The organism is Stenotrophomonas sp. SMYL86, assembly GCF_036320025.1.
Classification (GTDB): Bacteria; Pseudomonadota; Gammaproteobacteria; order Xanthomonadales; family Xanthomonadaceae; genus Stenotrophomonas; species Stenotrophomonas maltophilia_A.
The window spans coordinates 36,602-63,551 of sequence record NZ_JAWIRU010000023.1 but is presented as its reverse complement, the minus strand read 5'-3'; the positions used below and the strand labels follow the sequence as shown (position 1 = coordinate 63,551).

The 26,950-nt window shown below is 67.3% G+C and carries 22 protein-coding genes; 5 read left to right on the top strand and 17 right to left on the bottom strand.

Annotation, left to right across the window (positions count from 1 at the left end; all coding sequences use genetic code 11):
• Positions 1-211: 211 nt before the first annotated feature.
• From V3B64_RS19430 to gap, 3 genes are all read right to left on the bottom strand, one after another.
• Positions 212-1,588, bottom strand: a complete 1,377-nt coding sequence (locus V3B64_RS19430) for a DUF3999 domain-containing protein (RefSeq protein WP_329914735.1) — start codon at positions 1,586-1,588, stop codon at positions 212-214.
• Entirely contained in the window at positions 1,585-4,260 is a 2,676-nt protein-coding gene (locus tag V3B64_RS19425) for a DUF2339 domain-containing protein (RefSeq protein ID WP_121504471.1), read from the bottom strand. Before V3B64_RS19425 ends, V3B64_RS19430 begins: the two co-directional genes overlap by 4 nt.
• Before the next feature lie 125 nt (positions 4,261-4,385).
• Positions 4,386-5,390 (bottom strand): type I glyceraldehyde-3-phosphate dehydrogenase, encoded by a 1,005-nt coding sequence (gap, locus tag V3B64_RS19420; RefSeq protein WP_032127866.1) that lies wholly within the window; start codon positions 5,388-5,390, stop codon positions 4,386-4,388.
• Positions 5,391-5,583: 193 nt separating this feature from the next.
• Here gap and V3B64_RS19415 point away from each other — a divergent pair, with 193 nt between their 5' ends.
• The 3 genes from V3B64_RS19415 (at position 5,584) to V3B64_RS19405 (ending at position 8,403) form a co-directional block, all read left to right on the top strand.
• Positions 5,584-6,213: an OmpW family outer membrane protein gene (locus tag V3B64_RS19415; protein ID WP_329914733.1), complete on the top strand. Its 630-nt coding sequence runs from the start codon at positions 5,584-5,586 to the stop codon at positions 6,211-6,213.
• A gap of 559 nt (positions 6,214-6,772) precedes the next feature.
• On the top strand, positions 6,773-7,591 hold the full coding sequence (locus V3B64_RS19410) for a S1/P1 nuclease (protein ID WP_329914732.1): 819 nt from the start codon (positions 6,773-6,775) through the stop codon (positions 7,589-7,591).
• Positions 7,592-7,602: 11 nt separating this feature from the next.
• Positions 7,603-8,403, top strand: coding sequence for an MBL fold metallo-hydrolase (locus tag V3B64_RS19405; protein WP_329914731.1), 801 nt, complete (start codon positions 7,603-7,605; stop codon positions 8,401-8,403).
• A 57-nt stretch (positions 8,404-8,460) separates the two neighbouring features.
• Here the strand turns inward: V3B64_RS19405 and V3B64_RS19400 are convergent, their stop codons facing one another.
• Genes V3B64_RS19400 through V3B64_RS19390 form a run of 3 tightly spaced genes read right to left on the bottom strand, consistent with a single transcriptional unit; the run spans position 8,461 to position 10,581 of the window.
• Positions 8,461-9,024, bottom strand: a complete 564-nt coding sequence (locus V3B64_RS19400; RefSeq protein ID WP_032127863.1) for a hypothetical protein — start codon at positions 9,022-9,024, stop codon at positions 8,461-8,463.
• Positions 9,021-10,223, bottom strand: coding sequence for a TonB family protein (locus V3B64_RS19395; RefSeq protein ID WP_329914730.1), 1,203 nt, complete (start codon positions 10,221-10,223; stop codon positions 9,021-9,023). The genes V3B64_RS19400 and V3B64_RS19395 overlap by 4 nt, the downstream gene beginning before the upstream one ends.
• The gene (locus V3B64_RS19390) at positions 10,216-10,581 is read right to left on the bottom strand and encodes a BlaI/MecI/CopY family transcriptional regulator (RefSeq protein ID WP_014648244.1); all 366 of its coding nucleotides are present in this window, start codon (positions 10,579-10,581) and stop codon (positions 10,216-10,218) included. The genes V3B64_RS19395 and V3B64_RS19390 overlap by 8 nt, the downstream gene beginning before the upstream one ends.
• Positions 10,582-10,699: 118 nt before the next feature.
• Here V3B64_RS19390 and V3B64_RS19385 point away from each other — a divergent pair, with 118 nt between their 5' ends.
• A complete protein-coding gene (locus V3B64_RS19385; protein ID WP_049461815.1) occupies positions 10,700-11,257 on the top strand; it encodes a flavin reductase family protein in 558 nt (185 codons plus the stop codon).
• Between the two features lie 34 nt (positions 11,258-11,291).
• Entirely contained in the window at positions 11,292-13,244 is a 1,953-nt protein-coding gene (locus V3B64_RS19380) for an acetyl-CoA hydrolase/transferase C-terminal domain-containing protein (protein WP_329914729.1), read from the top strand.
• Between the two features lie 88 nt (positions 13,245-13,332).
• On the opposite strand, the gene V3B64_RS19375 is transcribed toward V3B64_RS19380, so the two are convergent.
• The 11 genes from V3B64_RS19375 to V3B64_RS19325 form a co-directional block, all read right to left on the bottom strand.
• A complete protein-coding gene (locus V3B64_RS19375) occupies positions 13,333-13,638 on the bottom strand; it encodes a HigA family addiction module antitoxin (protein WP_329914727.1) in 306 nt (101 codons plus the stop codon).
• Positions 13,639-13,649: 11 nt separating this feature from the next.
• Positions 13,650-13,928, bottom strand: coding sequence for a type II toxin-antitoxin system RelE/ParE family toxin (locus V3B64_RS19370; protein ID WP_329914726.1), 279 nt, complete (start codon positions 13,926-13,928; stop codon positions 13,650-13,652).
• Positions 13,929-14,234: 306 nt separating this feature from the next.
• Positions 14,235-16,232: a transketolase gene (tkt, locus tag V3B64_RS19365; protein WP_032127859.1), complete on the bottom strand. Its 1,998-nt coding sequence runs from the start codon at positions 16,230-16,232 to the stop codon at positions 14,235-14,237.
• A 199-nt stretch (positions 16,233-16,431) separates the two neighbouring features.
• Entirely contained in the window at positions 16,432-17,751 is a 1,320-nt protein-coding gene (locus V3B64_RS19360) for a dicarboxylate/amino acid:cation symporter (RefSeq protein ID WP_032127858.1), read from the bottom strand.
• 57 nt (positions 17,752-17,808) lie between these two features.
• Positions 17,809-19,524, bottom strand: coding sequence for a BatD family protein (locus V3B64_RS19355; protein ID WP_329914725.1), 1,716 nt, complete (start codon positions 19,522-19,524; stop codon positions 17,809-17,811).
• Positions 19,521-21,359, bottom strand: a complete 1,839-nt coding sequence (locus V3B64_RS19350; protein WP_329914724.1) for a tetratricopeptide repeat protein — start codon at positions 21,357-21,359, stop codon at positions 19,521-19,523. The genes V3B64_RS19355 and V3B64_RS19350 overlap by 4 nt, the downstream gene beginning before the upstream one ends.
• Positions 21,356-22,360: a VWA domain-containing protein gene (locus tag V3B64_RS19345; protein WP_329914723.1), complete on the bottom strand. Its 1,005-nt coding sequence runs from the start codon at positions 22,358-22,360 to the stop codon at positions 21,356-21,358. Before V3B64_RS19345 ends, V3B64_RS19350 begins: the two co-directional genes overlap by 4 nt.
• Entirely contained in the window at positions 22,357-22,806 is a 450-nt protein-coding gene (locus tag V3B64_RS19340) for a DUF4381 family protein (protein WP_329914722.1), read from the bottom strand. Before V3B64_RS19340 ends, V3B64_RS19345 begins: the two co-directional genes overlap by 4 nt.
• Positions 22,803-23,732: a DUF58 domain-containing protein gene (locus V3B64_RS19335; RefSeq protein WP_121504461.1), complete on the bottom strand. Its 930-nt coding sequence runs from the start codon at positions 23,730-23,732 to the stop codon at positions 22,803-22,805. Before V3B64_RS19335 ends, V3B64_RS19340 begins: the two co-directional genes overlap by 4 nt.
• 8 nt (positions 23,733-23,740) lie before the next feature.
• Positions 23,741-24,766: a MoxR family ATPase gene (locus V3B64_RS19330; RefSeq protein ID WP_032127852.1), complete on the bottom strand. Its 1,026-nt coding sequence runs from the start codon at positions 24,764-24,766 to the stop codon at positions 23,741-23,743.
• 197 nt (positions 24,767-24,963) lie between these two features.
• Entirely contained in the window at positions 24,964-26,937 is a 1,974-nt protein-coding gene (locus V3B64_RS19325; protein WP_049400745.1) for a type IV pilus secretin PilQ family protein, read from the bottom strand.
• Between the last annotated feature and the right edge of the window lie 13 nt (positions 26,938-26,950).

Genomic DNA, 26,950 nt, shown 5'->3' with positions numbered 1-26,950 from the left:
TCTTTTTCCTCTTCCGTGGGTGGACGCACACGGAAACTGTCAGAGGCCGGGCGGGGTGGGTTCGCGGGGGTGTCAGCCGCATGGATGCGGCTGCCAAGCCTACAAGGACGTACTTGCGGCGTCCCCCGCGAACCTACCCCGCCCGGCCAAGCGCGGCTTTTGCTTTGCACGACCAACCCCACTCACGAGGGGCTGCGCCGTTCGCCGGAACCTACGCCGAAGGCGCCGGCTTCTGCCGAAGCAGACTGACCGCCAGGCCGCCAACAACCAACACACCCAGCCCCAGCAACGCCCACAGCAGCCACGACTTCCAGTCGTGCTGCGGCTTCAGTGCCGACTCACCGGCCAGTGGCTCCGGGCTGCCTTCCAGGCGCGCCAGCGTCGGCTGCCACGACGGATCATTGCGCTGCCGCAGCTCCTCGATCAGCACACCGATCGGCGCCTCCATCCGGCGCGCAGTCGAGCTGCCCACCGCCAGCGCATACGGCGCCGCGCCCTGGCTCAGGAACACCAGCACTTCCGGCTGATAACCCAGACGCAGGATTGGAGCCGTCGCCGTTTCAGCCGGATTCGCCACCAGCTTCCAGTAACGGTCGCGGTGGATGCCGCCCAGCGGTTGGGCGGCGGACTGCTGTCGCTGGCCCTGGGCGCCCTGCTGCAGCTGGTAGGCAATCCACGGTGCGCTGCGGCGCTGCCATTCCGCGCTCTCGTCATCGCGGCTGAACAATGTCCACTGCACCAGGCTGTTGTCGGTGCTGGCCACGTCAGCACGCGCCGCCGGGAAGCGGCCATCCATCTCGAAGGTGTATTCGCCCTTGCGCTTCGAGGTCGGTTCCAGCGACAACCACTCCCACGGCAGTGTGGCCGGTGCCGGTGGCAGCTCGGCCAGTACGCTGCGCAACGTTGGCAGACGGGCATCGCCCTGCGCCAGCACACGCAGATAGCGCGCTTCACCATCCACCTGCAGACGGCGCTGCAGCAGGCGCTTGCCGGCGCGCTGCAGATCCACCAGCGGAATGTCGCGGCCAATCGCACGCCAGTGCTGCAGGTCGTCGCTGACGTCCAGCTGCACCTGTGCCTGCAACGGCTGGCCACTATCCGCCCAATCCAGCACCAGTGCCGCCAATGGTTGCTGGCCGAGCACGCTGGCATCGATCAGCCAACCGCCCTGCCCGTTCGCTACCGCACCACCACCCACACGCGCCTCGACCCGGCGTACGCGACCATCGGTATCGCGCTCGGTCAGCAACTGCAGGTCGTTGCGCTGCGCTTCGGCCAGCGGCGGCAACGCGAACCACGGCAGCTCACGCTGCACCGGCGGCTGTGCCAGCGGCTGGTCCGGCGCCAGCAAGGCCGACGGCAACGATTGGCCGGCGGCATTGAACACCTGCACATCGCCCAGGTCCGCACTACCGGCGCGACGGTAGATCGCCGGTTCCAGCACGACACGGTAGGCACCCGATTGTGCGCTGGACAACGTCAGCGGCCACTGCTCGGCGTACTGGGTACGGTAATCGGCGGCCTGTGCGGTGACGGCGGCCAGCATGCCGAACATCGCCGGCAGCAGCGCCCTGCTCCACGTCTTCATTGTTTTTCCTCCACGGTCGGCGCCGCGCTCGGCGGTGCCGGTGCCAGATAACCCACGACCGTGCACAGCAGGCCGTAGGCGATGAACGATGCGATGCCCAGCAGGTTGCCCAGGTGCTGGCGATCGACGATGACCAGCTTGGCCAGCACCACGCCCATCAGCACCGCACCGACCATCCACAACACGCGCTGGCCGCGGCGCGAGCCCCACACCCAGGCAATCACGCCGAGCACGCTCCACAGCACGGTCAGGCTGGTCTGCGCCAGGCTGAAGCGCATCATCGACGCGTTCCACGACAGGCCGCCCCACTGATGCACGCCATGCAGCACAACGCTGGTCAGCGCGACGAAGGTTGCCAATGACAGCAGCGGCATGCGGATACCCAACAGCGCCTGCGGCGCCTGATCGCTGTACAGCCAACGCGCCAGCAGCAGCAGGCTCAGCCACTGCCCGATCTCCGCCGGATTCAACACCGGCAGCCACAGCAGCGGCGCGGCATCGCCCGGCAGCAGCTGGCCGGACAGCCAGCCGATCGACAACAGGCCGAACAGCACGCACTGCAGCGGCTGGCGCACGCGGTCGAACGCTGCACCCAGCGGCCAGCGCAGCGCATTCCAGCGCCACAGCGACAGCGCCGCCATCAGCAGCCACGGCAGCGTCACCAGCAACGTGGTCCAGCCCTGTGCCAGCCCGGCTTCACCACCGCCCCACAGGGCCAGCAGCGAAAGCAGCGACGGCCACAGCAGCCACCACAGGAACTGCGCGATGCGTGCCACGGTATTGCCGCCCTGGCGCAGGCACAGCAGCGTGCGCACGCCCAGCACCGCGAACACCGCCCAGGCCAGCGCGCCGTAGCCGGCGAACGGCTGATGGTGCGCGTCGCTCTGTATCAGCGCCAGTGGGAAGCCCAGCGCCAGCATCGCGAGTGCGGTCACCCCCAGCGCACGCGCCGGCTGGCGCCGCTGTACTTCGGCGGCCAGCCATGCGGTAACGGCAGCCAGCACCAGCAGTGCATCCACTTCGGTGCGGTACGGGAAGAACCGGGTGATCTCGTGCACCAGGCCACCCAACCACCACAGCAGGCCCCACAGGTAGTAGACCAGGGCAATCTCGTGGCGCTGCCTGCGCTGGTAGCTCCAGGCCGACGCGAAGCCGGCAACGGCCAGCAGCAGTGCACCGATCGCGGTCGGGTTGAGCAGGAAGCGCAGGTCCTCATGCCAGTGATCGCCACCGGCCACGAAAGCGAACGCCGCGCCCATCTGCAACAACGCACCGGACACCTGCGGCAGCCAGCGCTTCTGGCGCAGGCCCAGCCAGGCCAGGCCTGCACCTTCCAGCGCGAACACCGCGCCGGTGGCACGCGCCGACAAGGCCAGCGGCACCGCCAGCGTGGCGAAGCCCACCGCCAGCACCGCATGCGACTGCGCCAGTACGGTGTACGACGCGCGCGCAATCAGTGCCCGCGCCAGTACGGCGTAGATCGCCGCCAGGCCCAGTGCGCACAGCGCCAGCGTCATCGGCTGCTCGTGCAGCATGCCGGCCTGCAGCGAGAAGGCGACCAAGGGCGTACCGAACACCAGGCTGCCGTCGACCAGGTCACGCCGCCCGGCGGGCTGCCGGCGTGCGTACAGCAGCGGGATCAGCAGGTAGAAGGCGAAGAACAGCAGCAGGAACGGCTCGGTGCTGCTGAACTTGTCCGGCGCGTACTGCAGCACGCCCCAGAACGTACCGATGCCGAAGGTGAAGGCGAAGCCCAGCAGGTTCAGCGCGCGCCACGGCCGGAACCAGGCAATGGCGAAGATGCCGGCGTTGAGCACCGCGTAGTAGCTGAACAACCCCACGTGGTTGCCGCTGCCGGTGGACAGCCACAGCGGTGCCATGAAGCCTGCGAGGATGCCCAGCACCGCCAGCGTGCGCGAGTTCTGCACCACCGCCAGCACGCACAGCCCGGCCACCAGCGCGATCGAACTGGCGAAGGCAAACCCGGGGTTGAGCAGCTCGAACCGCTTGAACGCGGCGAAGATGGTCAGCAGCAGCACGCCGATGGCACCGCCCTGCAGCGCCAGTGCGAACAAGCGCCGGCGCTCGCGCTGATGCCAACCGAACGCCAGCAGGCCCAGCGCACCCACGGTGACACCGGCCAGGCGCAGCTCGATCGGCAGCACCAGCCAGCCCTGGTCACTGACGTACTTCAACAGCGCGGCAACACCGGCCAGCAGCACCAGCATGCCGATCTTGACCGGCACGTTGCCCTCGGTGAACCAGCGCTTGACCGCTCCGATGCCGCGCTCGATGAAGTTCGGCAGCGTCGGTTCGGAAGGCAACGGCGGCTGCACTGGCACGGAAGGCACCGGCGGTGGTGCGACCGGGCGCGGCGCCTCCGCTGCCGCAGGCACCGGTTCGTGCACCGGCGGCGGCGTTGGCTGGGGGGGAGGCGGCGCGGCAGCCGCCACCGGCCGCAGGAACGGCGGATCGGCGCCAGGCGCAGGCATGGGCGCAGCCCGTTCCGGCGCAGGCTCGGCTGCAGCCGGGCGGGCGGCCGGCGCGGCGGCCAAGGCACCTTCCAGCGCGGCCACACGGCGGCGCAGGCCGGCAATCATCACCAGCGCTACCACCAGCAGCAGCGGGATGGCCAGCAGAACCAGTACCACCAGGGCTATCAATGCTTCCATTGCATGCTTCCATTGCAATCCCGCGCCCCAGCGGCAGCGGTCGACCGCCCCATGCTACGACAGGGCTGGCCCCATAAACGACGAACCCCGGCCAGGCCGGGGTCCGCGTGCGATCTTGGCCAGCCTTACTTGGCGGCGACGACCTTGGCCATTTCCAGGCACTTGTTCGAGTAGCCCCACTCGTTGTCGTACCAGGTGACCAGCTTGACGAAGGTGCCGTCCAGGGCGATGCCGGCTTCGGCGTCGAACACCGAGGTGCAGGTCTCGCCGCGGAAATCGGTGGCCACGACCTTGTCTTCGGTGTAGCCCAGGATGCCCTTCAGCGGGCCTTCGCTCTGTGCCTTCACTTCAGCGCAGATCTCGGCGTAGGTGGCTTCCTTTTCCAGCTCGACGGTCAGGTCGACCACCGACACGTCCGAGGTCGGGACACGGAAGCTCATGCCGGTCAGCTTCTTGTTCAGTTCCGGGATGACCACGCCGACGGCCTTGGCCGCACCGGTGGACGACGGAATGATGTTCTCCAGGATGCCGCGGCCACCACGCCAGTCCTTGTTGGACGGGCCATCGACGGTCTTCTGGGTAGCGGTAGCCGCATGCACGGTGGTCATCAGGCCACGCTTGATGCCCCACTTGTCATTGATGACCTTGGCCAGCGGGGCCAGGCAGTTGGTGGTGCACGACGCGTTGGAGACGATCGCCTGGCCGGCGTAGGTCTTGTCGTTCACGCCGTAGACGAACATCGGCGTGTCGTCCTTCGACGGGGCCGACATGATGACCTTCTTGGCGCCGGCATCGATGTGCTTCTGCGCGGTTTCCTTGGTCAGGAACAGGCCGGTGGATTCGATCACCACGTCCACGTCCACTTCGTTCCACTTCAGGTTGGCCGGGTCGCGTTCCTGGGTCAGGCGGATCTTCTTGCCGTTGACCAGCAGGTCGTTGCCCTGCACCGCCACGTCAGCCTTGAAACGGCCATGCACGGAGTCGTACTTGAGCATGTACGCCAGATAGTCCGGCTCCAGCAGATCGTTGATGGCCACGATTTCGATGTCGTCGCCGAAGTTCAGCACCGCCGAGCGCAGGACGTTACGCCCGATGCGACCGAAACCGTTGATACCAACCTTGATTGCCATGTTCTCAAGCTCCTGCGGCCGCGACGGGTGCGGCGGGATGGATAGGGCCCACAAGTCTAGCAAACCGGGGCTGGCCACCGCCGGCCAGCCCCGGCAGGCAGCAGGCCGGCGGACAGGATTTGATCCGGATCAAAGCGTTAGCGCGATGTGAGGCCGAGACTGGCTGCATCCACCCAGCAACGAGATCACCCCCATGCGCAAGACCTCCCCCCTGATCGTGGCCAGCCTGGCCGCCGCCCTGTCCCTCGCCGCCGCCCCGGCCATGGCCCAGTCCAAGGGCGACTGGACCCTCTCCGCCGGCGTGCACCAGGTGGCCCCGAAGTCGAACAACGGCTGGCTGGCCAACCACACCCTGAAGGTCGACGTCGACAACGACGTCAAGCCGACCATCACCGGTGAGTACTTCATCGCCGACAACCTGGGCGTCGAAGTGCTGGCCGCGCTGCCGTTCAAGCACGACATCAACATCAACGGCCTGGGCCGCGTGGGCAGCACCAAGCAGCTGCCGCCGGTGGTGACCGTGCAGTACCACTTCAACAGCAAGGGCAAGGTGTCGCCGTTCATCGGTGCGGGCGTGAACTACACGACCTTCTTCAGCGAAGACACCACCGGTGCGCTGAAGGACAGCCGCCTGAAGCTGCAGGATTCGTGGGGCCTGGCCGCGCATGCGGGCGTGGACTTCGCGATCGGCGAGAAGGGCGCACTGCGCGTGGACATGCGCTGGATCGACATCGACAGCAAGGTGAAGTTGAACGGCGAGAAGATCGGCACGGTCAACATCGATCCGCTGGTCTACGGCGCTTCGTACGTCTTCAAGTTCTAAGGCGGCGTGTTGAGCGCGGGGGCTTCGCCCCCGCTCCCCCGCTACACGCAAAACCCTCGCAGCATGTTGCCCCGGTGATTGCCGGGGCTTTTTTTGTTTGCGCGAAAAGCACCGGCATCTGGAATTGGGCGGAGAGGGTGGGGTGATCGGGACACGCCGTAAATACGTCCCTGTAGGCTTGATCGCCGCATCCATGCGGCGAACGGTCCCGATCACCCCACCCTCTCCACCCTTCCCATCTGCGCGCGCGTGCCAGCTCAAGCAAAGGCAATAGCAGAACCCGTGCATCCGAGGCGCAATGATTGCCTGTAATTGCAGGAGGCCGATTCTGATCCTGCATTTGTTTTTGATGTTGCCTTTGACGTTTGCATCCGCCTCCGCGGGCATGTTTGGAGGGGAGCGCAGCGGGAGGGGCGGCGGGACCGTTGGTGCCATGGATGGCGCCATCGAGCCCCCATGGATGGGTTTACGGCGTGTCCCGCCGCCCCTCCCGCTGCGCTCCCACTTCGGAACAGGAACGCGCCGCTCTTCAATCCACCTACCCCGCTAGAATGTGCGCATGAAAGCCCTGCACTCCCTGTTCCTCGCCGCCGCCCTGGCGCCGGCCCTGCTGTCCGTCTCCGCCCCCGCCCATGCCTGGGGCGCGCAAGGCCACCGTCTGGTCGCCGAAGTCGCCGACGCCCGCCTCAACCCCACCGCCCGCGCCGAAGTGGACCGCCTGCTGGCCACCGAACCAGATGCCACGCTGGCCAGCATCGCGCCGTGGGCCGACCAGCTGCGCGCCAAAGACCCGGGCCTGGGCCGTCGCTCGGCCGGCTGGCACTACGTCAACATCGCCGAAGACAACTGCCACTACGAAGCACCGAAGCACTGCAAGAACGGCAACTGCATCGTCGAGGCCCTGAAGGCACAGAGCGCCATCCTCGGCGACCGCAGCCTGACCGACGGCGAGCGCCTGCAGGCGCTGAAGTTCGTCGTGCACCTGGTCGGCGACATCCACCAGCCGATGCACGCCGGTTACGCCCACGACAAGGGCGGCAACGACTTCCAGCTGCAGTTCGGCAACCGCGGTACCAACCTGCACTCGCTGTGGGACAGCGGCATGCTCAACACCCGCAAGCTGGACGACGCCGGCTATCTCCCGCTGCTGCAGAGCCAGCGCGCGCCGAAGCTGGCGCGCCAGTCCAACCCGCAGCACGACCCGCAGACGTGGGCCGAAGCCAGCTGCCGCATTTCCATGCAAGCTGGCGTTTATCCGGCCACGCGTAAAATCGGTGACGAATACACCGAGCGCTACCGGCCGCTGGCCGAAGCGCAGCTGCGACTGGCCGGTGAGAACCTGGCGCAGTTGCTGAACCGCGTGCTCGGCACGCGCTGAGGAGAGTTCCGATGCCGGTCCAGGTGCAGTCGTTCTTCCACCGTGACAGCAACACCTTCAGCTATCTGGTCAGCGACCCGGCCAGCGGCGAGGCAGCGCTGATCGACCCGGTCCTGGACTACGACCCGGATACCGACGCCAGCAGTGAAGCGCCGCTGCATGCCGCGTTGCAGGCCATCGAACAACAGGACCTGCAGCTGCGCTGGCTGCTGGAAACCCACGCCCACGCCGACCATGTGTCGGCCGGGCGCCGCCTGAAGGAGCGCTTCCCGCAGGCCACGCTGGCCATCGGCGAAGGCATCCGCGCGGTGCAGGCCACCTTCGCACCGCGCTATGGGCTGCAACTTCCGGCGGCCGATGACATCTTCGATCACCTGTTCAGCGATAGCGAAACTTTTGCTCTGGGCGAACTGCGCTGTCAGGTGATCGCCGTGCCCGGCCATACCAGCGACAGCATCGCCTACCTGATCGACGATGCGCTGTTCACCGGTGACTCGCTGTTCATGCCCGACGGCGGTACCGCCCGCTGCGATTTCCCGGGTGGCGATGCCGCGCAGCTGTACCGTTCGATCCAGCGCCTGCTGGCGCTGCCCGATGCGACGCGCGTGTTCGTCTGCCACGACTACGGTCCGGGTGGTCGTGCATTCGCCAACGAAACCACCATCGGCGAACAGCGCGCACACAACATCCACGTGCATGACGGCGTGGCCGAGGCGGAGTTCGTCAGCGTGCGCCAGGCACGCGATGCGACGCTGGAAGAACCCAAGCTGATGCAGCCCGCGGTGAAGGCCAACATCCAGGGCGGGGCCTGACCCACGCCGCTGCGCTCGCCGGGCATGGCCCGGCGCTGCCCCGGTCATCGCAAGCGGTCATTTTCCCTGCGTACGCACCACGTGCTGTCCCTTCACGATCTCGAAGGTGAAGGCATACTGCAGGGTGACCGCCACCGGCTCGACGCGCTCGGCGCCGCGACAGTCGCCACGGTCGGCAGGCACCTTGCCAGCCGCGAAGTGGCAGACCGCTGCGGACGAGTACTTCCACATCGCCACGGCTTCCTGCGCCGCCTGCAGCAGGGGCGCATTCTCGCCTGCAGCACCTGCCGCGCACTCAGGGCGATCGGTCAGCGGCACGCTGCGTTCGACACTGCCCTGTGCATCAACCACCACCTGCAGGCAGATGGTGGTCGGTGCCAGCTCCGCACGCGGGTCACGATCACCGACCTCCGGATCCGGCGCCGCGTACAACTGCGGCATCCGGTAGCCCTCGCTCGCGCCCAGCGAGTACGTCTGCACTTGCCCGCTGCCGCCACCGGCCTGCGGCTGCAGGCGCTGATGGCCGACATTCTCGCTGCGGGTATCAACGGTGGTCAGGCGATCCTGGGTCGCGCATCCTGCCAACAGCGCCGCCATCATCAACAGCGGCGCGGTCTTCACTGGGAGTCCTCGGTGTTGTCCATGGCATAGGTGATCGGAATCTTCACAGCCCCTGCAACGGGCTTTCCGTTCTTTATCGCCGGACGATAGGTCCAGCTTCGCGCAGCGGCGATCGACACCGCATCGAACACACCCGGATTGGTTGCGCTGAGCACCTGGACGTCAGTCGGATGGCCCTTGGCATCCACTTCCACGCGCAGGTTCACCACGCCCACCTGGCGCTGTTCGAACGCGGACTTCGGATAGGACGGCGGCGGCATCTTCTCGACCTCTATCTCGCGATCCATGGCGGCCCCTGCCTGGCCGTCTGCGGCTGCACCGCCCTGGCTGGCCCACGCCACCGCGCCCATTCCCAGACACAACCCGACCACCAGCACCTGCCCCGACACCCACGGCAATGCCTTCCGCTTGGACTGCTTCAACATGGCGATACGCTCCTTCAACACGGGTTGGCTGCGCCAATGGCAGACCGCTGGCGCAACCGGATGGACCAGCTGCGCCTTCAGCAGCGTGCTGGCGTAGAGACCGCGCAGCGCAGGCTGCGGGGCAATGGTGCGGGCATCGCAGGCCAGTTCCTGGTCCCGCAGGAAGCGGCGTGCAGCCCATGGCAGAAGCGGATGGAACCAGAACACCGCGCGTGCCATCAGCAGCGCCCCATTGGCCCAGTGATCGCCATTGCGACGGTGGCTGCGCTCGTGCTGCAGGATCAGGCCCTGCTCCTGTGCGGTGAACTGCTGGTCGAAATCCGGGCCTACCACGATGCGCGGACGCCACAGGCCGACCAGCGCGGGCAGGCCCGGGTCGGCGCTGGCCTGCCAGCTGCCATCGGCGCGTGCACACAGTTGGCCCATGCCACGTTCAAAGCGCCGCTGCGCACGTAGATCGCGTAGCAGACAAAGGACCGCCCCCAGCATCCATGCCAGCAGCAACAGCCCGGCCCACGGCAACGACTGCCCTGCCATGCCTTCGACGGCGCCGGGTACCACTTTCAGCGGCAGCGTTGGCACATGCTCCAGAAGTGCCACCTGCGGCAACGGCAGCATCAGTGCCAGCAGCAGCAACGGCAGCAGCCACCAGCTGCGGTAGGCCAACGCCACGCCCCCCAGCCGCACCAGCAAGGGTCGCAGCACCGCCAGCACGACCACGCCCACCGCCAGCCACAGGCTGGCCTGCCACAGCCCATCGAGCAGCTCAGTCATGGTCCAGCTCCTGGATCAGTTTCTTCAGTTCGGCGATGTCCTGCGCACTCAACTGGCCCCGTTCGCTGAAGTGCGCAACCAGCGGCGCAACGCGCCCTTCGAAGACACGACCAATGAAGTCCTGGCTCTGCGCCTCCACCCAGGCCTGCCGCTGCAGCAGCGGCCGGTACAGGTAGCGCCGGCCATCGCGCTCGGCAGTAATCGCGCCCTTGGTCAGCAGGCGGTTGAGCAGGGTCTTGATGGTCGGCTCGGCCCAGTCGCGGTGGGCCAGTGCGGCGACCACGTCATCGGCGCTACGCGGTGCCTGCTGCCATAGCACCTCCATCACAACGGCTTCGGCTTCGCTGATCGGGGTCATGGTTTACATCCGTAATCGACGACCTGATTACGCGCGTAATCGAATCGTCTGTCAAGCCCCTCGACTCCAGGTTCATCCCGGCTGCGCCAGCATCGATTCCTCCCGCCCCAGGCCCCGGATGAAAGCGCTGCCCAAGAAGGAATTCCCGGTCGAGCAGGCCCGCCGCTTCCTCGAACCCGGGCCGGTCGTGCTGGTCAGCACCGCCTGGCGCGGCCAGCGCAACCTGATGACGATGGGCTGGCACATGGTGATGGGCTTCTCGCCTTCGCTGGTCGCCACCTTCCTGTGGGACGCAAACCACAGCCATGCGCTGGCGCGTGGCAGCGGCGAGTGCGTGATCAATGTGCCGGGGGTGGAACTGCTCGATACCGTGGTGGACATCGGCAACTGCAGCGGCCGCGAGGTCGACAAATTCGCCCGTTTCGAGCTTGATGCGCTGCCGGCGCGCGAGGTCGGTGCACCGCTGGTCGGGCAATGCCATTCGTGCTTCGAATGCCGCTTGTACGACGACAGCCAGGTGGCGTCGAACAACCTGTTCATCTGGGAAATCGTGCGCGCCCATGTTGCGCCCCGGCCGAAACTGCCGCGCACGATGCATTACCGGGGCGATGGGCAGTTCATGGTGTCTGGCGCCGAAGTCTCCCGTCGACGGCGGTTCAAGCCCGACATGCTGTAATGCCCGCACTCCCCCACACGCAGGACCGCCCCGCATGACCGAACACCTCACCGACCTGGACGCCGCCGTCGATTGGTTGTTTGCGCGCGTGGACGGGCCGCTGCGGATCGGGGCACCGCTGGCACTGGGCAAGCCGCATCGGCTGCTCAATGCCCTTTACGCACGCGTCGAGCACGATCCGTCGCGGCCACTGCAGCTGTATACCGCGCTGTCGCTGAACCCGCCGAAGGCGCGCGGCAACGGCCTGGAAGCGCGCTTCATGGCGCCGTTCGCGCAGCGCCATTTCGGCGACGATTTCCCGCGCCTGGCCTATGCCGATGCGATCGCGCGCGACGCGTTGCCGGCACATGTGCAGGTGGAAGAGTTCTACATGCAGTCCGGCGCCCTGCTCGGCTCGCGGCAGGCGCAGTCCAGCTATACCAGCCTGAACTACACCCACGCCGCCGATGCGGTGGCGCAGCGCGCGCCGCAGGTGATCGTGCAGAAGGTGGCGATGCGGCCGAACGACCGGCGGCTCTCGCTGTCGTGCAACAACGACATCACCCAGGACACGCTGGATGCGATGACCGCTCGCGGGCTGCCTCGTCCGCTGCTGATCGCCGAGATCGATCCGCAGCTACCCTACCTGGGTGGCTCGGCCACGGTCGATGTGTCGTTCTTCGATCTGGTGATCACCCCGCCACCACCGTACCCGGCGTTGTTCGGGCTGCCGCGGCAGCCGGTCGGCGATGCCGACTACGCGATCGGCCTGTATGCCAGCACACTGGTGCGCGACGGCGGCACCCTGCAGATCGGCATCGGCACGCTGGCCGACGCGCTCAGCCATGCGCTGGTGCTGCGCCACACCGACAACGCCCGCTACCGCCGCGTGCTGCACGCGCTGGATCCGCAGCTGGCCGGCCACCCGCTGGTGCAGGAAATCGGCGGACTGGATCCGTTCGAGGTCGGCCTGTATGGCTGCAGCGAAATGCTCAACGAGGGCTTCCGCCGGCTGGTGCAGACCGGCGTGATCAAGCGCAAGGTGCACGATGACCTGGCGCTGATGCAACGCATCGAGAACGGCAGCACGCTGTCCATCGACCACGCCACCCTGGCTGCCGAGGGCGAGTATCTGCATGGCGCCTTCTACCTGGGCTCGCCGGAGTTCTACGAGTGGTTGCGCACGCTGCCGGAAGACGAATGCCGTGCGATCGGCATGCGCCGCATCAGCGAGATCAACCAGCTGTACGGTGGCAACGAGACACTGGAACGCCTGCAGCGCCGCCACGCGCGCTTCTTCAACTCCTGCATGATGGCCACCGCGCTGGGCGCGGCGGTGTCGGATGCGCTGGATGATGGACGTGTGGTGTCCGGCGTGGGTGGTCAGTACAACTTCGTGGCGATGGCACATGCGCTGCCGGAAGCGCGCAGCGTGCTGATGTTCCGCGCCGCGCGCGATGACAAGGGTCAGCGCGAATCCAACGTGCGCTGGAACTACGGGCACACCACCATCCCACGCCACCTGCGCGACATCTACCTCAACGAATACGGCATCGCCGACCTGCGCGGCCTGACCGACGAGGACTGCGTGCATGCGATGACCGCAATCACCGAGGCCCCGTTCCAGGGCGGCCTGCTGCAGCAGGCACACGCCTCGCGCAAGCTGCTGGCGGCCACGCAACCGGATCCGGAGCGCCAGCAGCGCAACACGCCGCAGGCACTGTCCGCGGCACTGGCACCGTTCCGCGTCGATGGCAGCCTGCCCGACTATCCGTTGGGCAGCGACTTCAACGAGATCGAGCAGGTGCTGGTGAAAGCGCTGGGCTGGCTGAAGGCCAACACGCAGACCCGCGGCGACAAGCTGCGCACGGTCTGGGCGGCGCTGCGGCAACCGGCTGGCGACGGCGATGCGGTGTACCTGCAGCGCATGGACCTGCAGGCACCCAAGGATTTCGCCGAACGCCTGGACGCGCGACTGCTGCGCCTCGCACTGGCACGCACCGCCTGAAAAAAGGGGACGGAGGGGATTAAGTCGTTTGTGCATAAACGACTTAATCCCCTCCGTCCCCTTTTTCTCATCCACGCATGGCGTAGATCTACCGCTCTATCCTCACTGCATCCTCAGGATACAGACGGGCAATCGGTGGATGCGCTCGATGCTCGACCTGCCACAGGTCGTATGCCGCCTGCATCGCCAGCCACATGCGGGCATTGCCCAGACCTGCAAGCTCAAGGCGGAATGCAAGTTCCGCGGAGATGCCAGCGTGCCCGTTGATGATGGTCGACAGCTGTCCGCGCGAATAGCCAAGATGCTGCGCCAGCGCACTGATCGACATGCTGATCGCCGGCAGGATGTCTTCGCGCAGCGACTCTCCGGGATGCGGTGGATCATGCAACGGCATCGAGCAGACTCCTAGTGGTAATCAAGGTAATCGACCAGTTCGACGTCCAGCCCACGAAAGCGGAACACCAATCGCCAACTCGCCGAGACACTTACAGCCCAGTAGCCGCTATAGCTCCCGCGCAGGGGGTGCAGGCGATTTCCGGGCAGCCCCATGTCTCCAGGCAGCCGGGCTTGATCCAGCTGCAGAAGCAAACGCCGCAACCGAGCCACATGATCGGCACGGACTCCGGAAATGTCGCCCCGCTCATAGAGCGCCTTCAGGCCCTTGTGCCTGACGCTGACGATCATGCGGCGCCAGTGTAAGGCATCACCTTACACCCCGCAAATCCACCATGGGTTTCTGCGCCGCTCTTCTTGTCCATGACTACTTCCGGGGGTACCTCGGCAGGCCCTCCTTTTCGCAAGGAATGCAGGCTAGTTGAAGAGGCCAACGCGACACTGGTGCCGCAGGGCGCAACATGCCGGACGAAAAAAGGGACGGAGGGGATCAAGTCGTTTGTGCACAAACGACTTGATCCCCTCCGTCCCCTTTTCTCTCGAGCAAAGAAAAGGCCGGCGTGCGCCGGCCTTTCCCTTCCTGCTTCGCGAGGCTGCTTACAGCGCCTTGGCCGCTTCCACCACGTGGGCGGTGGTGATGCCGAAGTGCTTGTACAGCTGGTCGGCGGGGGCCGAGGCACCGAAGGTGTCGATGCCGATCACCGCACCGTCCAGGCCGACGAACTGGCGCCAGAAACCGGTGACACCGGCTTCCACCGCCACGCGCTTGCGCACGGCGTTCGGCAGCACCGATTCACGGTAGGCCGCATCCTGGCGCAGGAACACGTCGGTGGACGGCATCGAGACCACGCGGGTCTTGAGGCCAGCCGCGTCCAGCTGGGCCTTGGCTTCGGTCGCCAGCGAAACTTCCGAACCGGTGGCGATCAGGATCACGTCCGGGGTACCGGCGGCATCGGCCAGCACGTAGCCACCGCGCTCGATCTGGGCGATCTGCTCGGCGTTGCGCGGCTGGTGCGGCAGGTTCTGGCGGCTGAACACCAGGCAGCTCGGGCCGTCCTGGCGGGTGATCGCAGCCTTCCAGCTCACCGCCGACTCGACCGCATCGCACGGACGCCACACGTCGTTGTTCGGGATGTAGCGCAGCGAGGCCAGGTGCTCCACCGGCTGGTGGGTCGGGCCGTCTTCGCCCAGGCCGATCGAGTCGTGGGTGTAGACGTGGATGGCGTGGGCCGGAATCAGCGCGCTCATGCGCACGCCGTTGCGGGCGTAGTCGCTGAACACCAGGAAGGTGGCGTCGAACGGAATGAAGCCGCCGTGCAGGGCCAGGCCGTTGGCAATGGCGGTCATGCCGAACTCGCGCACGCCGTAATACACGTAGTTGGCGTTGGCGTCGTCGCTGGCAACCGACTTGCTGCCCTTCCACAGGGTCAGGTTGGAGTGCGCCAGGTCGGCCGAGCCACCGACGATTTCCGGCAGCAGCGGGGCGTAGGCTTCGATGGCCAGCTGCGAGGCCTTGCGCGAAGCGATCGTCGGGCCTTCAGCGGCCACCTGGGCGATGTAGGCATCGGCCTTGGCAACGAAGTCGGCCGGCAGCTCGCCGTGCGAACGGCGGGTCAGCTCGGACGCTTCAGCCGGGTACTGGCTGGCGTACTTGTCGAACAGCTGTTCCCACTCGGCCTGGCGCAGGGTGCCAGCGCCATTGGCGCGCCAGCCGTCGTAGATCGCCTGCGGAATCTCGAACGGACCGTATTCCCAGCCCAGCTGCTTGCGGGTGGCTTCCAGCTCGTCCTTGCCCAGCGGAGCGCCGTGGCTGGATTCCTTGCCCGCCTTGTTCGGCGAACCGAAACCAATGGTGGTGCGGCAGCAGATCAGGGTCGGCTTGTCGCTCTGCGACAGCGCGGCCTCGATGCCGGCCTTGATGCTTTCCGGGTCGTGGCCATCGACATCGCGCACGACGTTCCAGCCATAGGCCTCGAAACGCTCCGGGGTATTGTCGGTGAACCAGCCCTCGACGTTGCCGTCGATGGAGATGTGGTTGTTGTCCCAGAAGCAGACCAGCTTGTGCAGGCCCCAGGTACCGGCCAGCGAAGCGGCTTCATGCGACACGCCTTCCATCAGGCAGCCATCGCCCATGAACACCCAGGTGCGGTGGTCGACCACTTCCAGTTCCGGGCGGTTGAAGCGCTGTGCCAGCAGCTTCTCGGCCAGGGCGAAGCCCACGGCATTGGCGAAACCCTGGCCCAGCGGGCCGGTGGTGGTTTCCACGCCCGGGGTCTCGTGGCGTTCCGGGTGGCCGGCGGTGTGGCTGCCCAGCTGGCGGAACAGCTTCAGCTGCTCGATCGGCAGGTCGTAACCGCTCAGGTGCAGCAGCGCGTACTGCAGCATCGAACCGTGGCCGTTGGACAGCACGAAACGGTCGCGGTTGAACCAGTGCGGGTTGCTCGGGTTATGGCGGAGATAGTCGTTCCAGAGGACTTCGGCGATGTCGGCCATGCCCATGGGCATGCCGGGGTGGCCGGACTTTGCGGTTTCAACCGCATCGGCGGCAAGGAAGCGGATGGCGTTGGCCAACTGGCGACGGGTAGGCTGCGTCATGGTTCTGTCGGAATCGGGAGGCGGCCGCGGACGTGCGGGCGGCCTATTGTCCCATAGTCGCCGGGCGGGGGGTCGGTTCACCTTGCCGGGTCGTGCCGGTCGCTGGCCGGCAGTTGCGCAGAATTCAATGAAGATCATGAAGTTGCCGGCCAGCGGCCGGCACTACCCGCCCCCGGAGTCCGGGGGCGGGAATCCGGACTCAGTCCTGCTGCGGGCCCAGCGCCGGGCCATCGTGCGATTCGCCCTTGGCCACCAGGGTGGTCAGGGCCAGGTCGCCGGTGACGTTCAGCGCGGTACGGCACATGTCCAGGAAGTGGTTCACGCCCAGGATCAGGCCGATGCCCAGCGGGTTCACGCCCACCATCGCGCAGATCATCGCCACCACCGGCAGCGAGCCCGACGGCACGCCGGCCGTGCCGATGCCACCGAGGATGCAGACCGCCATCACCATGATCTGCTGGCCGATGCTCAGGTCCACGCCGAAGAACTGGGCCAGGAAGATCACCGTCACGCCCTCGAACAGCGCGGTGCCGTTCTGGTTGGCGGTGGCGCCCACGGTCAGCACGAAGCGCGACACGCGCTGCGGCAGGCCCATCTGGTCGGCCACGCGCAGCGCAGTCGGCAGGGTGGCGTTGCTGGAGGCGGTGGAGAACGCCATCACCGTCGCTTCCTGGGTATCGCGGAAGAACGACAGCGGCGAACGACCGGACAGCCATACGGCCGTACCGTAGCTCACCACCATGTGCAGGCCGAGTGCCAGCACCACCACGCCCACGTAGGCACCGAGGCGGATGATCAGCTCGAAGCCGAACAGCGCGGCCAGGTTGAACATGAAGCAGGCCACCGCATACGGGGCCAGGCGGATGACCAGGTTGATCAGGGTCATCGAAATTTCGAACACGCCTTCGATGGCGCGGCGCAGCGGCGCGACCTTCTCGTTGTCGGTCAGCACCATGCCGATGCCGAACATCAGCGCGAAGAACATCAGCGACAGGATCGCGCCGTTGTCAGACGCGGCCTGCAGCACGTTGCTCGGCACGATCGACAGCAGCATGTCCATGCCCTTCGGCGTGCCGTGGATGCCCGCGACAATCTCCTTGCTGCGCTCGGCGTTCTCCGACAGCATCATCGCAGCGACCTGCGGGTCGACGCCGACACCCGGCTTGAGCAGGTTCACCAGCACCAGCCCGATTCCCACGGCAATGCCGGACAGCAGCACGGTATAGGCCAAGGTCTTCCAGCCGATGCGGCCAAGGGCGCGGATGTCGCCCATCTCCGACACACCCATGATCAGCGCCGAGAAGATCAGCGGCACGATCAGCATGAAGATCAGGTTGAGGAACAGGCCCGACGCCGGGGTGGTGATGTAGTCCATTACCCACTTGGCACCGGCCTGCAGACCATCGACGCTGCCGCCCAGGGCGTGCACGATCAGTCCCAGGATCAGGCCGATCGCAAAGCCGATGCCCATCTTCCAATGCAGGGGCAACTTCTTCTTGTCGGCAGCAGCTGCTGTCATGCGCGGGTTTCCTCGAAAAATGAATGCACTCTAACAAAGCGCGCAAGCGGCGCCGGTTCAGGTTCGCCGCGGCGGATACAGCGGCGCCAGGCCAGTGTCAGCGGTGCCGGCAGCCGCCGACCAGTGCGGTCCGTCACGGAAGGCCTCGCGCAAGCGCGCACGCAGCGACGCCAGGTCGCCCTGCCCACCCCAGCGCGCCTGCTGCAGTTCCTGCAGCACCTGGCGCTGGGCGGCATCCTCAAGCCGCGCGATGACCTGCTCGATACGTTCGACACCGGCCATCGCACACAGCTGCGCTTCCACCTGATCAAACCCTTCACCATCCAGCGCGCGGCGCAGTTCGGCCACGCCGGCACGTCCAGTCGCCACAGCCGGCACAGCGCCCTTGGCCGCCACGGGCGCCGCCACGCGCGGGCGACGGCCTCGCTGCCAGCCCCACAACAGCGTCAACAGCCACAGCAACGCCAGGCCGATGGCGGCGCCCATCCACGGCCATGGCCGCTCGGACAAACCACTGGCGCGCGGATCGGTCGCCGCGATACGGCTGTCCTGGCCATCGCCATCCGGCAGCGCCGCATCGGTGTCGATCGGCGGCAGCGGTGCAGGTGGCGCACTGCCAGCCCCGTTACCGGCCACCACGGCCAGCGTCAGGTCCGGCAGCTTCGCTTCCTGTGCCTTGCCATTGCGCACGTCCCACCACGGCAGGCGCGGCCCCGGCACCACCAGCGAACCCGGCTGGCGCGGCACGATGGAATAGCGGCGGGTGATCTTCAGCCGCGGCGTACTGCCATTGAAGGTCTCTTCGTACTGCGCAGGTTCGGCGAACACCTGCGCGGCGTTGCCGACGTCGGGCACCGGCAGATCGGTGAACTGCGCGCGGGTAGCGCCTTCGGCAATCGCCTCCACCACCACGTTGGCCGCCTCGCCGGTACGGGCGCTGGTCGGTGCACTGGTGTAGCGCAACTGCAGGCCCTGCAGCGGCAGCCATGGCTGCGGCGCCTGTGCCGGTTGCGCCTGCACCTGCAACGTGCGATCGGCGCCGGTGGCATTCATGCGCCCGTCGCCGCCGCCGAAGAAGTCGTCAAAGAAGCCACCGGCACTGCGCCCGCTGAAGCGCGCACCGGCCAGCCGAAGCGCACCGCTGCGCTCGGGGATCAGCAGGAAGCGCCGCTCGACCACGTTGTAGCGGCGGCCGTTGACCTGTCGCACATCGGTGCGGTCATCGCCCACCCGCTGCAACGACGCACCGGCCGGTGTATCCAGCACCAGTTCGCCGGAGGCCAGCTGCGAGGCGAAATACAACCGCACCACCACGCCTACGCTCTGCTGCACATACGGTGTCTCGTCATCGACAACGGTTTCGATGAACGCCACCGCATTGCTGTCGGGACCTGCCACGGCAGCGGCATCCACCTGCAGGGTCAACGGTGCGGTACGTACGCTGCCCACCTGCAGGCCCGGCACCACCAGTGCACCGCTACGCCGTGGCGTGAGTGCCACGCCATACAGATTGCGCTGCTGCATGCTGCCGTTGCTCCACGCTACCTGGCGGCTGCTGGTCTGCCCGCTGAGGTCGAAGTCGGTGCGCAACGGTGTGAAGTCAGGGGCGCCCTGGTCGCTCTCGACATTGAGCGTGACCGTGTCACCCATCGCGATGCGGTCGCGGTCCAGCCACGCACGCGGCTGCGCCCAGGCCAGCAGCGGCAGCCACAGCAGCAGCGCCGCCAGTACCTGTCGGGGCCAGTGCCCGTGCATGTTGATCGCCCGCGTCATCGCCCTTCCCTCTTCCTGCGTTCGTTTTCCAGCTGGAACTTGGCCCGCAGCAATGCGCCCGGATCATCCGGCACGCGCCGCATCCACGCCTCCACCGCCTGCTGCTCCTCGCGTTGGCGTGGGGTGGTGCCGTCGCTGCCTGGCACGGGCTTGCCATCCTGATCGCGTTTGCCCTCACGTGCCTGCTGCATGGCCTGCTGCATGCGCTGGCGCTGCTGCTCATCAGCCTGGGCCTGCGCCTTGGCATCCTCCACCTGTGGCGGCGCCTGCTGTCCATCGCGGCCGCGCTCGCCGGGCTGCGGGCTCGACTGGTTCTTGTCGTCACCGGGATTGGGCTGGCCCTGCTGACCCGACTGTGGCTGCCCCTGACCGGGATTCTGCTGGCCCTGCTGCGGCTGCTGGCCCTGCGGATTCTGCTGGCCCTGTGAATCGTTCTGCTGCTTCTGCTGCCCGTTCTGCGGTGGCTTCTGCTGATCCTGGCCTTTGCCACCCGACTGCTTGCGCTTGCGCGCGGCATCGACCACGGCACGGTTGGCGACCGCATCGGCCATGCCGGGATGCAGTGCCAGCGCGCGGTCGTAGGCGGCAATGGCTTCGTCGTAGTTGCCCTGGCGGGCCAGCGTATTGGCCAGGTTGTACCAGCCCGCATCGCTGTCGATGCCCTCGAACTGCTTGCGGGCACTGGCGAAATCACCGTTGCGGTAAGCCTGCGCACCTTCGGCCAGACGCTGGTGCTGCACCTGGTCGGCGCGCTTCCACAGCGTGCCCTGCGCCAGCGGTGCGGCAGGCACCGCGGGCGCCTGCGCCTGCACATCACTCATCCATGGCAGCAGGCCCACCGCCAGCACCGCCGCCAGCAGCGCGCGGCGTCGGAAGGCCAACAGCGCCAGCAGCATCACCGGTGGCAGCAACCAGAACCCTTCATCACGCCATTGCTTGCCCTCGCCGGGCCGCTGCGCCGCAGTACCTTCGCGTGCATCAAGTACGCCCAGCGCACGCAGATCACTGTCATCGGTGGCGATGCGGGCATAGCGGCCTCCGCCTGCGGTCGCCACCGCACGCAGGCTGCCTTCATCCAGCGCGGCCTGGCGGATCTGCCCAGTGCCATCCCGGTACGCCGCACCGGCAGATGTGCCCAGCCCCAGTACCGACACCTGCATGCCGAGGCTGCGCGCCTGCGCTGCGGCCAGTGCCGCTTCATCATCCGCCTGATCGCTGACCAGCAGGATCTGCCCCCGCAATGCCCCGATCTGGCGCATCAACCGCGTCGCCCAGTCGATGCCACGGTCGGCGCGTTGTCCGTCGCGCGGCATCACATCCGGCGACAGCGCGTCCAGATACAGCGCGACGTTGCTGCCGTCATCGGTCAGCGGTGCCACGGTGTAGGCATCCTCGGCATAGACCACCAGGCCCACCTGGCCACCCTGGCGGGCACGCAGCAGCTCGCCCACTTTCGCCCGAGCCTGCAGCAGACGCGACGGCGGCAGATCGGTGGCATTGATCCGGCTGGACAGATCCAGCACGACCAGCAGCGGTGCGCTGGCCTGGAACATCGGTTGTGCCTGCTGCCGCCAACTCGGCCCGGCCATGGCCAGCGCTGCCAGGGTCCAGCCCAGCAGCACGGCCCAGGGCAGGCGTGCACGGCGGCGCGTGCCCGCAGCCAGCAGATGCGGCAACAGGTGGGCATCCACCGCTGTTCGCCACACGTCGCTGCGCCGCTGCCGATACAACGCCACAGCGATGATCAACGGCAGCGCCAGCAACGCCCACAGCCATTCCGGACGCAGGAAGTGCAGCGCGTTCCAGTCGGGAAGATTCGGAGCAAGTGCGATCATCGGCGACGCTCCGGCCACAGCCAGGCCAATGCGCCCAGCAGCAAGGCCAGGCCCAGCGGCCATGCATAGCGTTCCTCGCGCGGTCGCAGGCTTGGTCCCTTCGCGGCGATCGGCTCCAGCCGGTCCAGTTCGGCATAGATGCCGGCCAGCTGTGCAGTGTCGCGGGCGCGGAAGAACTGGCCACCCGTCATGCTCGCAATCTTCTTCAACGTGGCCTCGTCGACCGGATCCTGGTCGGCGGAAATGGGAATACCGAACAGGCGCATGCTGCCATCACCGCCAAAGGCGACGGTGTGGATACGCACGCCCTCGGCACGCGCGACTTCGGCGGCACGCAGCGGTTCCAGCACGCCGGCATTGCTGACGCCGTCGGTCAGCAGAATCAGCACGCGCTGGCCTTCAGGCTGGCTGCGCAGGCGCTTCACCGCCAGGCCGATGGCATCACCGATGGCGGTCTCGCGCCCGGCCAGGCCGACCACGCTGTCGCGCAGCTGGTCGCGCACGCTGGCCAGATCGGCCGTAAGCGGCGTCAACGTGTAGGCGCGGTCGCCGAAGATCAGCAGGCCGATGCGATCACCGGCACGACGATCAAGGAAATCGGCCAGCACGGCCTTGGCCGCGGTCAGGCGATCCACCGCCTGCCCGCCCAGCACCATGTCGCCCTCGCCCATGCTGCCGGACACGTCCATCGCCAGCATCATCTGCCGGCCCTCCTGCGGCGGCGTGATCGCTTCACCCAGCTGTTGCGGGCGAGCCAGTGCGACGCACAGCGCGCACCAACCCAGCCACAACAGCAGCGTGCGCAGCCACGACACGTCAACGCGGCCGCCACCGGACAGCGCTTCCAGTTCCGTCGCCGCATAGGGCACCCGCAGCGCAGCACCGGGATCGGCACGACGCTTCCACCAGCGCATCAGCAACGGCAACGGCAGCGCCAGCAGGGCCAACGGCCACGCCAGCTCCAGGTCCGGCCATGGCCAGTAACTTGCCAGCAGATTCATCGGCGCCGCTCCAGCAGCATGGCCAGATAGCGCTCGCGCGCCCAGCGGCGTACTGCGGCCACCTCGTTGACGTCCACGCGTGGGCGATAGGCACCTTCGGCCAACAGGCTTCGGCGTGCTTCCGGCAATGTGCCCTGCGGATCCACGCGCTGCCACCAGGCGTCATCGCGCAGGGATTCACTGCCGGGCTGCGCCTGGCGTGCGGCGCGACGCAGCAGTCCGGCGATGGCTGCCAGTTCCGCAGCAGCATCGGCGGTAGATGCCAGCTCCTGATCGAACAGCTGCAACCAGCGTTGGCGGCGACGGCGACGCTGCCACCAGAAGAAGACCGCCACCACCAGCAACAGCAGCACCACGCCGCCGATCATCAGATAGCCCGGTGCCGGCGGCCACCATGATGGGGCGGGTGGCACCTGCACATCGCGCAGCGGCAGGTTCGCGCTCATGCCGGCACCTCGGTCGGTAATGGCGCCAGCCAGGCATCACTGGGCGCGTCGGTGGACAGCACCTGCACATCGACGCGGCGCGCTCCCAGCTGGCGCCGCAGCTCCTGCAGCGGTTCAACGAAATGGGCCTGCCAATGAGCCTGGACCTCGCTGCGTCGCAGGTCGAGGCCGATGCGCTGCTGCAGGGTCTGGAACTGCAGCGCGGCTGACGGAGGCTGCAGTTCCAGTGGATCCACCAGCAGCACCAGACTGAGGTCGTGGTGCTGGGCCAGCGCACTCCAGCGCGCCGGCGGAATACGGATGGCCTGCTGCGGATCGGCCAGCACCAGCACACGTGCACCCGGGCGCAGGACGCGACCGGCATGGTCCAGCGCACGTTCCAGGCCAAGGTCATCGGCCGGGGGCTGCGCATACCAGCGGGTGAGCGCGTCCAGCACGCGCAATACGCCGCGCGGGCCGCCTGCCGGTGCAATCGGTGGTTCACGGTCGCTGCCACGCAGGGCGCCGATGCGATCGCCGCGACGCTGCGCCGACCACGCGGCGACGGCGCCCGCGCGTGCAGCCTGCACCGATTTGAAGCGCACGCGGGTGCCGAAGTACAGGGCCGGCGAGGTATCGGCCACGATCAGGCTGACCCGCTCGCGTTCGGCCTGGAACAGCTTGGTGTGGGCACGTCCGGTACGCGCGGTCACCCGCCAGTCGATATGCCGTGCATCATCACCGGCCACGTACTCGCGTGACTCGGCATATTCCATGCCACGCCCGCGCAGCGGCGACGGCGCCTGCCCGGCATTGCCGGCGCGGCCACGGCGTGGCGGCGGCGGTCGCTGTGCAAGGCGGCGCAGCGCCACCAGTTCGGACAGTTGCGGGCGCAGCCCGTCACCGTCACTGACGGAGGAGGCGTGGTGCAGGGATGGATCGGTCATGCGCAGGCTCAGGGTGCCGGCACCCGGGCCAGCAGCTCCTGCACCAGGCGCTCACCATCCCAGCCTTCAGCGGTGGCTTCGTAGCTGGGCAGCACGCGATGGCGCAGCACGTCGGCAGCAACCGCTCGCACGTCATCGGGGGTGACGAAATCGCGGCCAGCCAACCAGGCGCGCGCACGCGCGCAGCGCTCCAGCGCGATGGAACCGCGCGGGCTGGCGCCCCATGCAATGCGGCGGCCAAGGCCAGCGTCATAGCGCGACGGATCACGCGAGGCCAGCACCAGCTCGATCAGGTAGCGTTCCAGCGCCGGCGCCATGTGCAGGTCCAGCACTTCGCGGCGGGCATCGAACACATCCTGCATCGGCAGCTTTTCCGGCGCTTGTGCGGCTTCGCCCAACGCACCACGGGCGCGCTCGCGAGCCAGGCGCAGGATCTCCGATTCGGCGGCCTGGTCCGGGTAGCCGATGCGCACATGCATCAGGAAACGGTCCAACTGCGCTTCCGGCAGCGGGAAGGTGCCTTCCTGCTCGATCGGGTTCTGCGTGGCCATCACCAGGAACAGCGGCGGCAGCGCGTAGGTGTGGCGGCCCACGGTGACCTGGCGCTCGCCCATCGCTTCCAGCAGTGCCGACTGCACCTTGGCTGGCGCGCGGTTGATTTCATCGGCCAGCAGGATCGGATGGAAGATCGGGCCGGGTACGAATTCGAAGCGGCCTTCCTGCGGGCGCCAGATCTCGGTGCCGGTCAGGTCGGCCGGCAGCAGGTCCGGGGTGAACTGCACGCGGGCGAAGTCGGCCTCCAGGCGCGAGGCCAGCGCGCGGATCGCCGTGGTCTTGGCCAGGCCCGGAGCGCCTTCCACCAGCAGGTGGCCATCGGCCAGCAGCGCGATCAGCAGGCGTTCGACCAGCGCGGCCTGGCCGACGATCTCGGCCGACAATGCGTCGCGCAGCTGGCTGAAAGCGGCATGCAGGCGGGAGGTGGCCGGCGCGGACGGCGGCGAGACGGTTTCGGGCATCGGCGGTGGCAGGTTCATGGGGGCCTTTGACCGGCGCGGGACGGCACGGGTTCCCGACATCATCGCAGGGTGCCCTGCGAATGGCATCAAGAACGGCTGAACGGCCCATCCACGCATGGTGTGGATCCACTGGACATGGGCGGCGTGGATCTACGGGCGGAAACGCAGAAGGGCCGCGCAAGGGCGGCCCTTCTGCGTTTCGCGGAGGCGCGGGCTCAGTTCTGCTTGGCCACGCGCAGCACCTTCGGGGTCACGAACACCAGCAGCTCGGCCTTGTCCTTGTTGCGGCCGCGCTTCTTGAACAGGTTGCCCAGGAACGGCACGTCGCCCAGGAACGGCACCTTGCTGATGCTGCTGCGGTCGGTGAACTCGTACACACCACCGATGACCACGGTCTGCCCATCCTCGACCAGCACCGCGGTGTTGACCTCACGGCGGTTGATCGACGGTACCGTGCCGTAGCCCTGCAGTTCGATCAGGCGGTCAACTTCGTCCTTCTTCACCTGCATGTTGAGGAACACGCGGTTGTCGTTGGTGATGGTCGGGGTCACCCGCAGTTCCAGCACCACTTCCTTGAACTGCACGTTCGGGGTGGAACCGGCGCCACCGGCAGCACCGGTGCCACTGATGGTGACGTAGCCGATTTCCTTGCCCTGCTTGATCATCGCCTCGCGCTGGTTGGTGGTGACCACGCGCGGGTTGGAGATCACCTCACCCCGCGACTCTTCCTGCATGGCCGACAGCTCCACGTCCAGCAGGTAGCCTGCGTTGAGGATCGACAGCGCCAGCGAACCCGGATTGCTGGCCGTAGCCACCGGCAGGTTCCAGTTCAGGCCACGCTTGATGGTCGGGCCGCTGGGAACCGGCGCCGGGCCGACGCTGCCACCGGCCTGCCACTCACGGACCGCCTTGGCGTTGGCCAGTGCGGTATCGACCTGCGACTTGCGGGTTTCCTCGTTGGCAGCGAGGCTGCCGCTGAAGTACACGTTGTCGCGGCTGCCGCTGATGCCGAACTTCGCACCCAGCTCGCGGGCGAAGGTGTCGGTCGCGATGACGATGCGGCTTTCGATCAGCACCTGGTCGACCGGGCGGTCGATCACGCTGATCAGCTCGCGCATGCGCGCGATCTTCTTCGGAATGTCGCTGATCATCAGCGTGTTGGTGCGCTCGTCGGCGACGATGCGGCCCCGCCCGGACAGGAAGCCACTCTCCTCCTGCGACGAGCCGCCACCACCGCCATTGCCGCCACCACTGCCACCACCGATGCCCTTGGCCTCGGTCAGCGCTTTGAAGATCTGCGTGGCGCTGTGGTAGTTGATCTGGACGTAATCGGTGACCAGGTCTTCGCGGTTCTCGATGGCGATGCGCGCGTCTTCCTTCTCCTGCTCGAACTTGGCCAGCTCAGCCTGCGGAGCGACCCAGATCACGCTGCCATCGCGACGCTTGTCCAGGCCCTTGGCACGCAGCACGATGTCCAGCGCCTGGTCCCACGGCACGTTGACCAGGCGCAGGGTCACGTTGCCCTGCACCGAATCGGAGGCCACCACGTTGAGATTGGATTCCTCGGCGATCAGCTGCAGCACGGTGCGCACCGGCACGTCCTGGAAGTTGAAGGTCACCGGCTTGCCGGTGAAACCGCGCTGACCGACAGCCTTGGCAGCCTGGGTGACGCTGCCGGCGGTGACTGCACCGACAGCGGCCGGCGCCTGCCGCGGGCTGATCTCGACCACGTATTCGTTGCCGCTCTGGTAGGCCAGCGACTCCACCGCGCCACCGGTGCTCAGCACCAGCTGGGTACCGGCACCGGACGGCTTGGCGTCGATGCGCTGCACCGGCGTGGCGAAGTCGATGACGTTCATCGGCTTCTGCAGGTTGGCCGGCAGTCGGGCGTTACCGACATCGACCACCACGCTGTTGCCCTGCGTACGCAGGTCCGGAACCGCGCCCTGGCCGTCGAACTGGACGATCAGGCGCCCGGCGCCATCATCGCCGCGCTTGAAATCGATCTTGGCCACCGACAGGCCGGCCGGCGCTGCCGCCGGTGCCACGGTGGCGCCCACCGGCTTTTCCGCCGGTGCGGCGGCCAGCGCCGGAGCGCAGGCCAGCATCAGCGCGACTCCCAACGCGCTGACACGGTTCAAGGTAAAGCGCCGGATGGGACGCAGCCCCTTGGCTTGGTGAAAGGTCATCGTGCTATCCCCA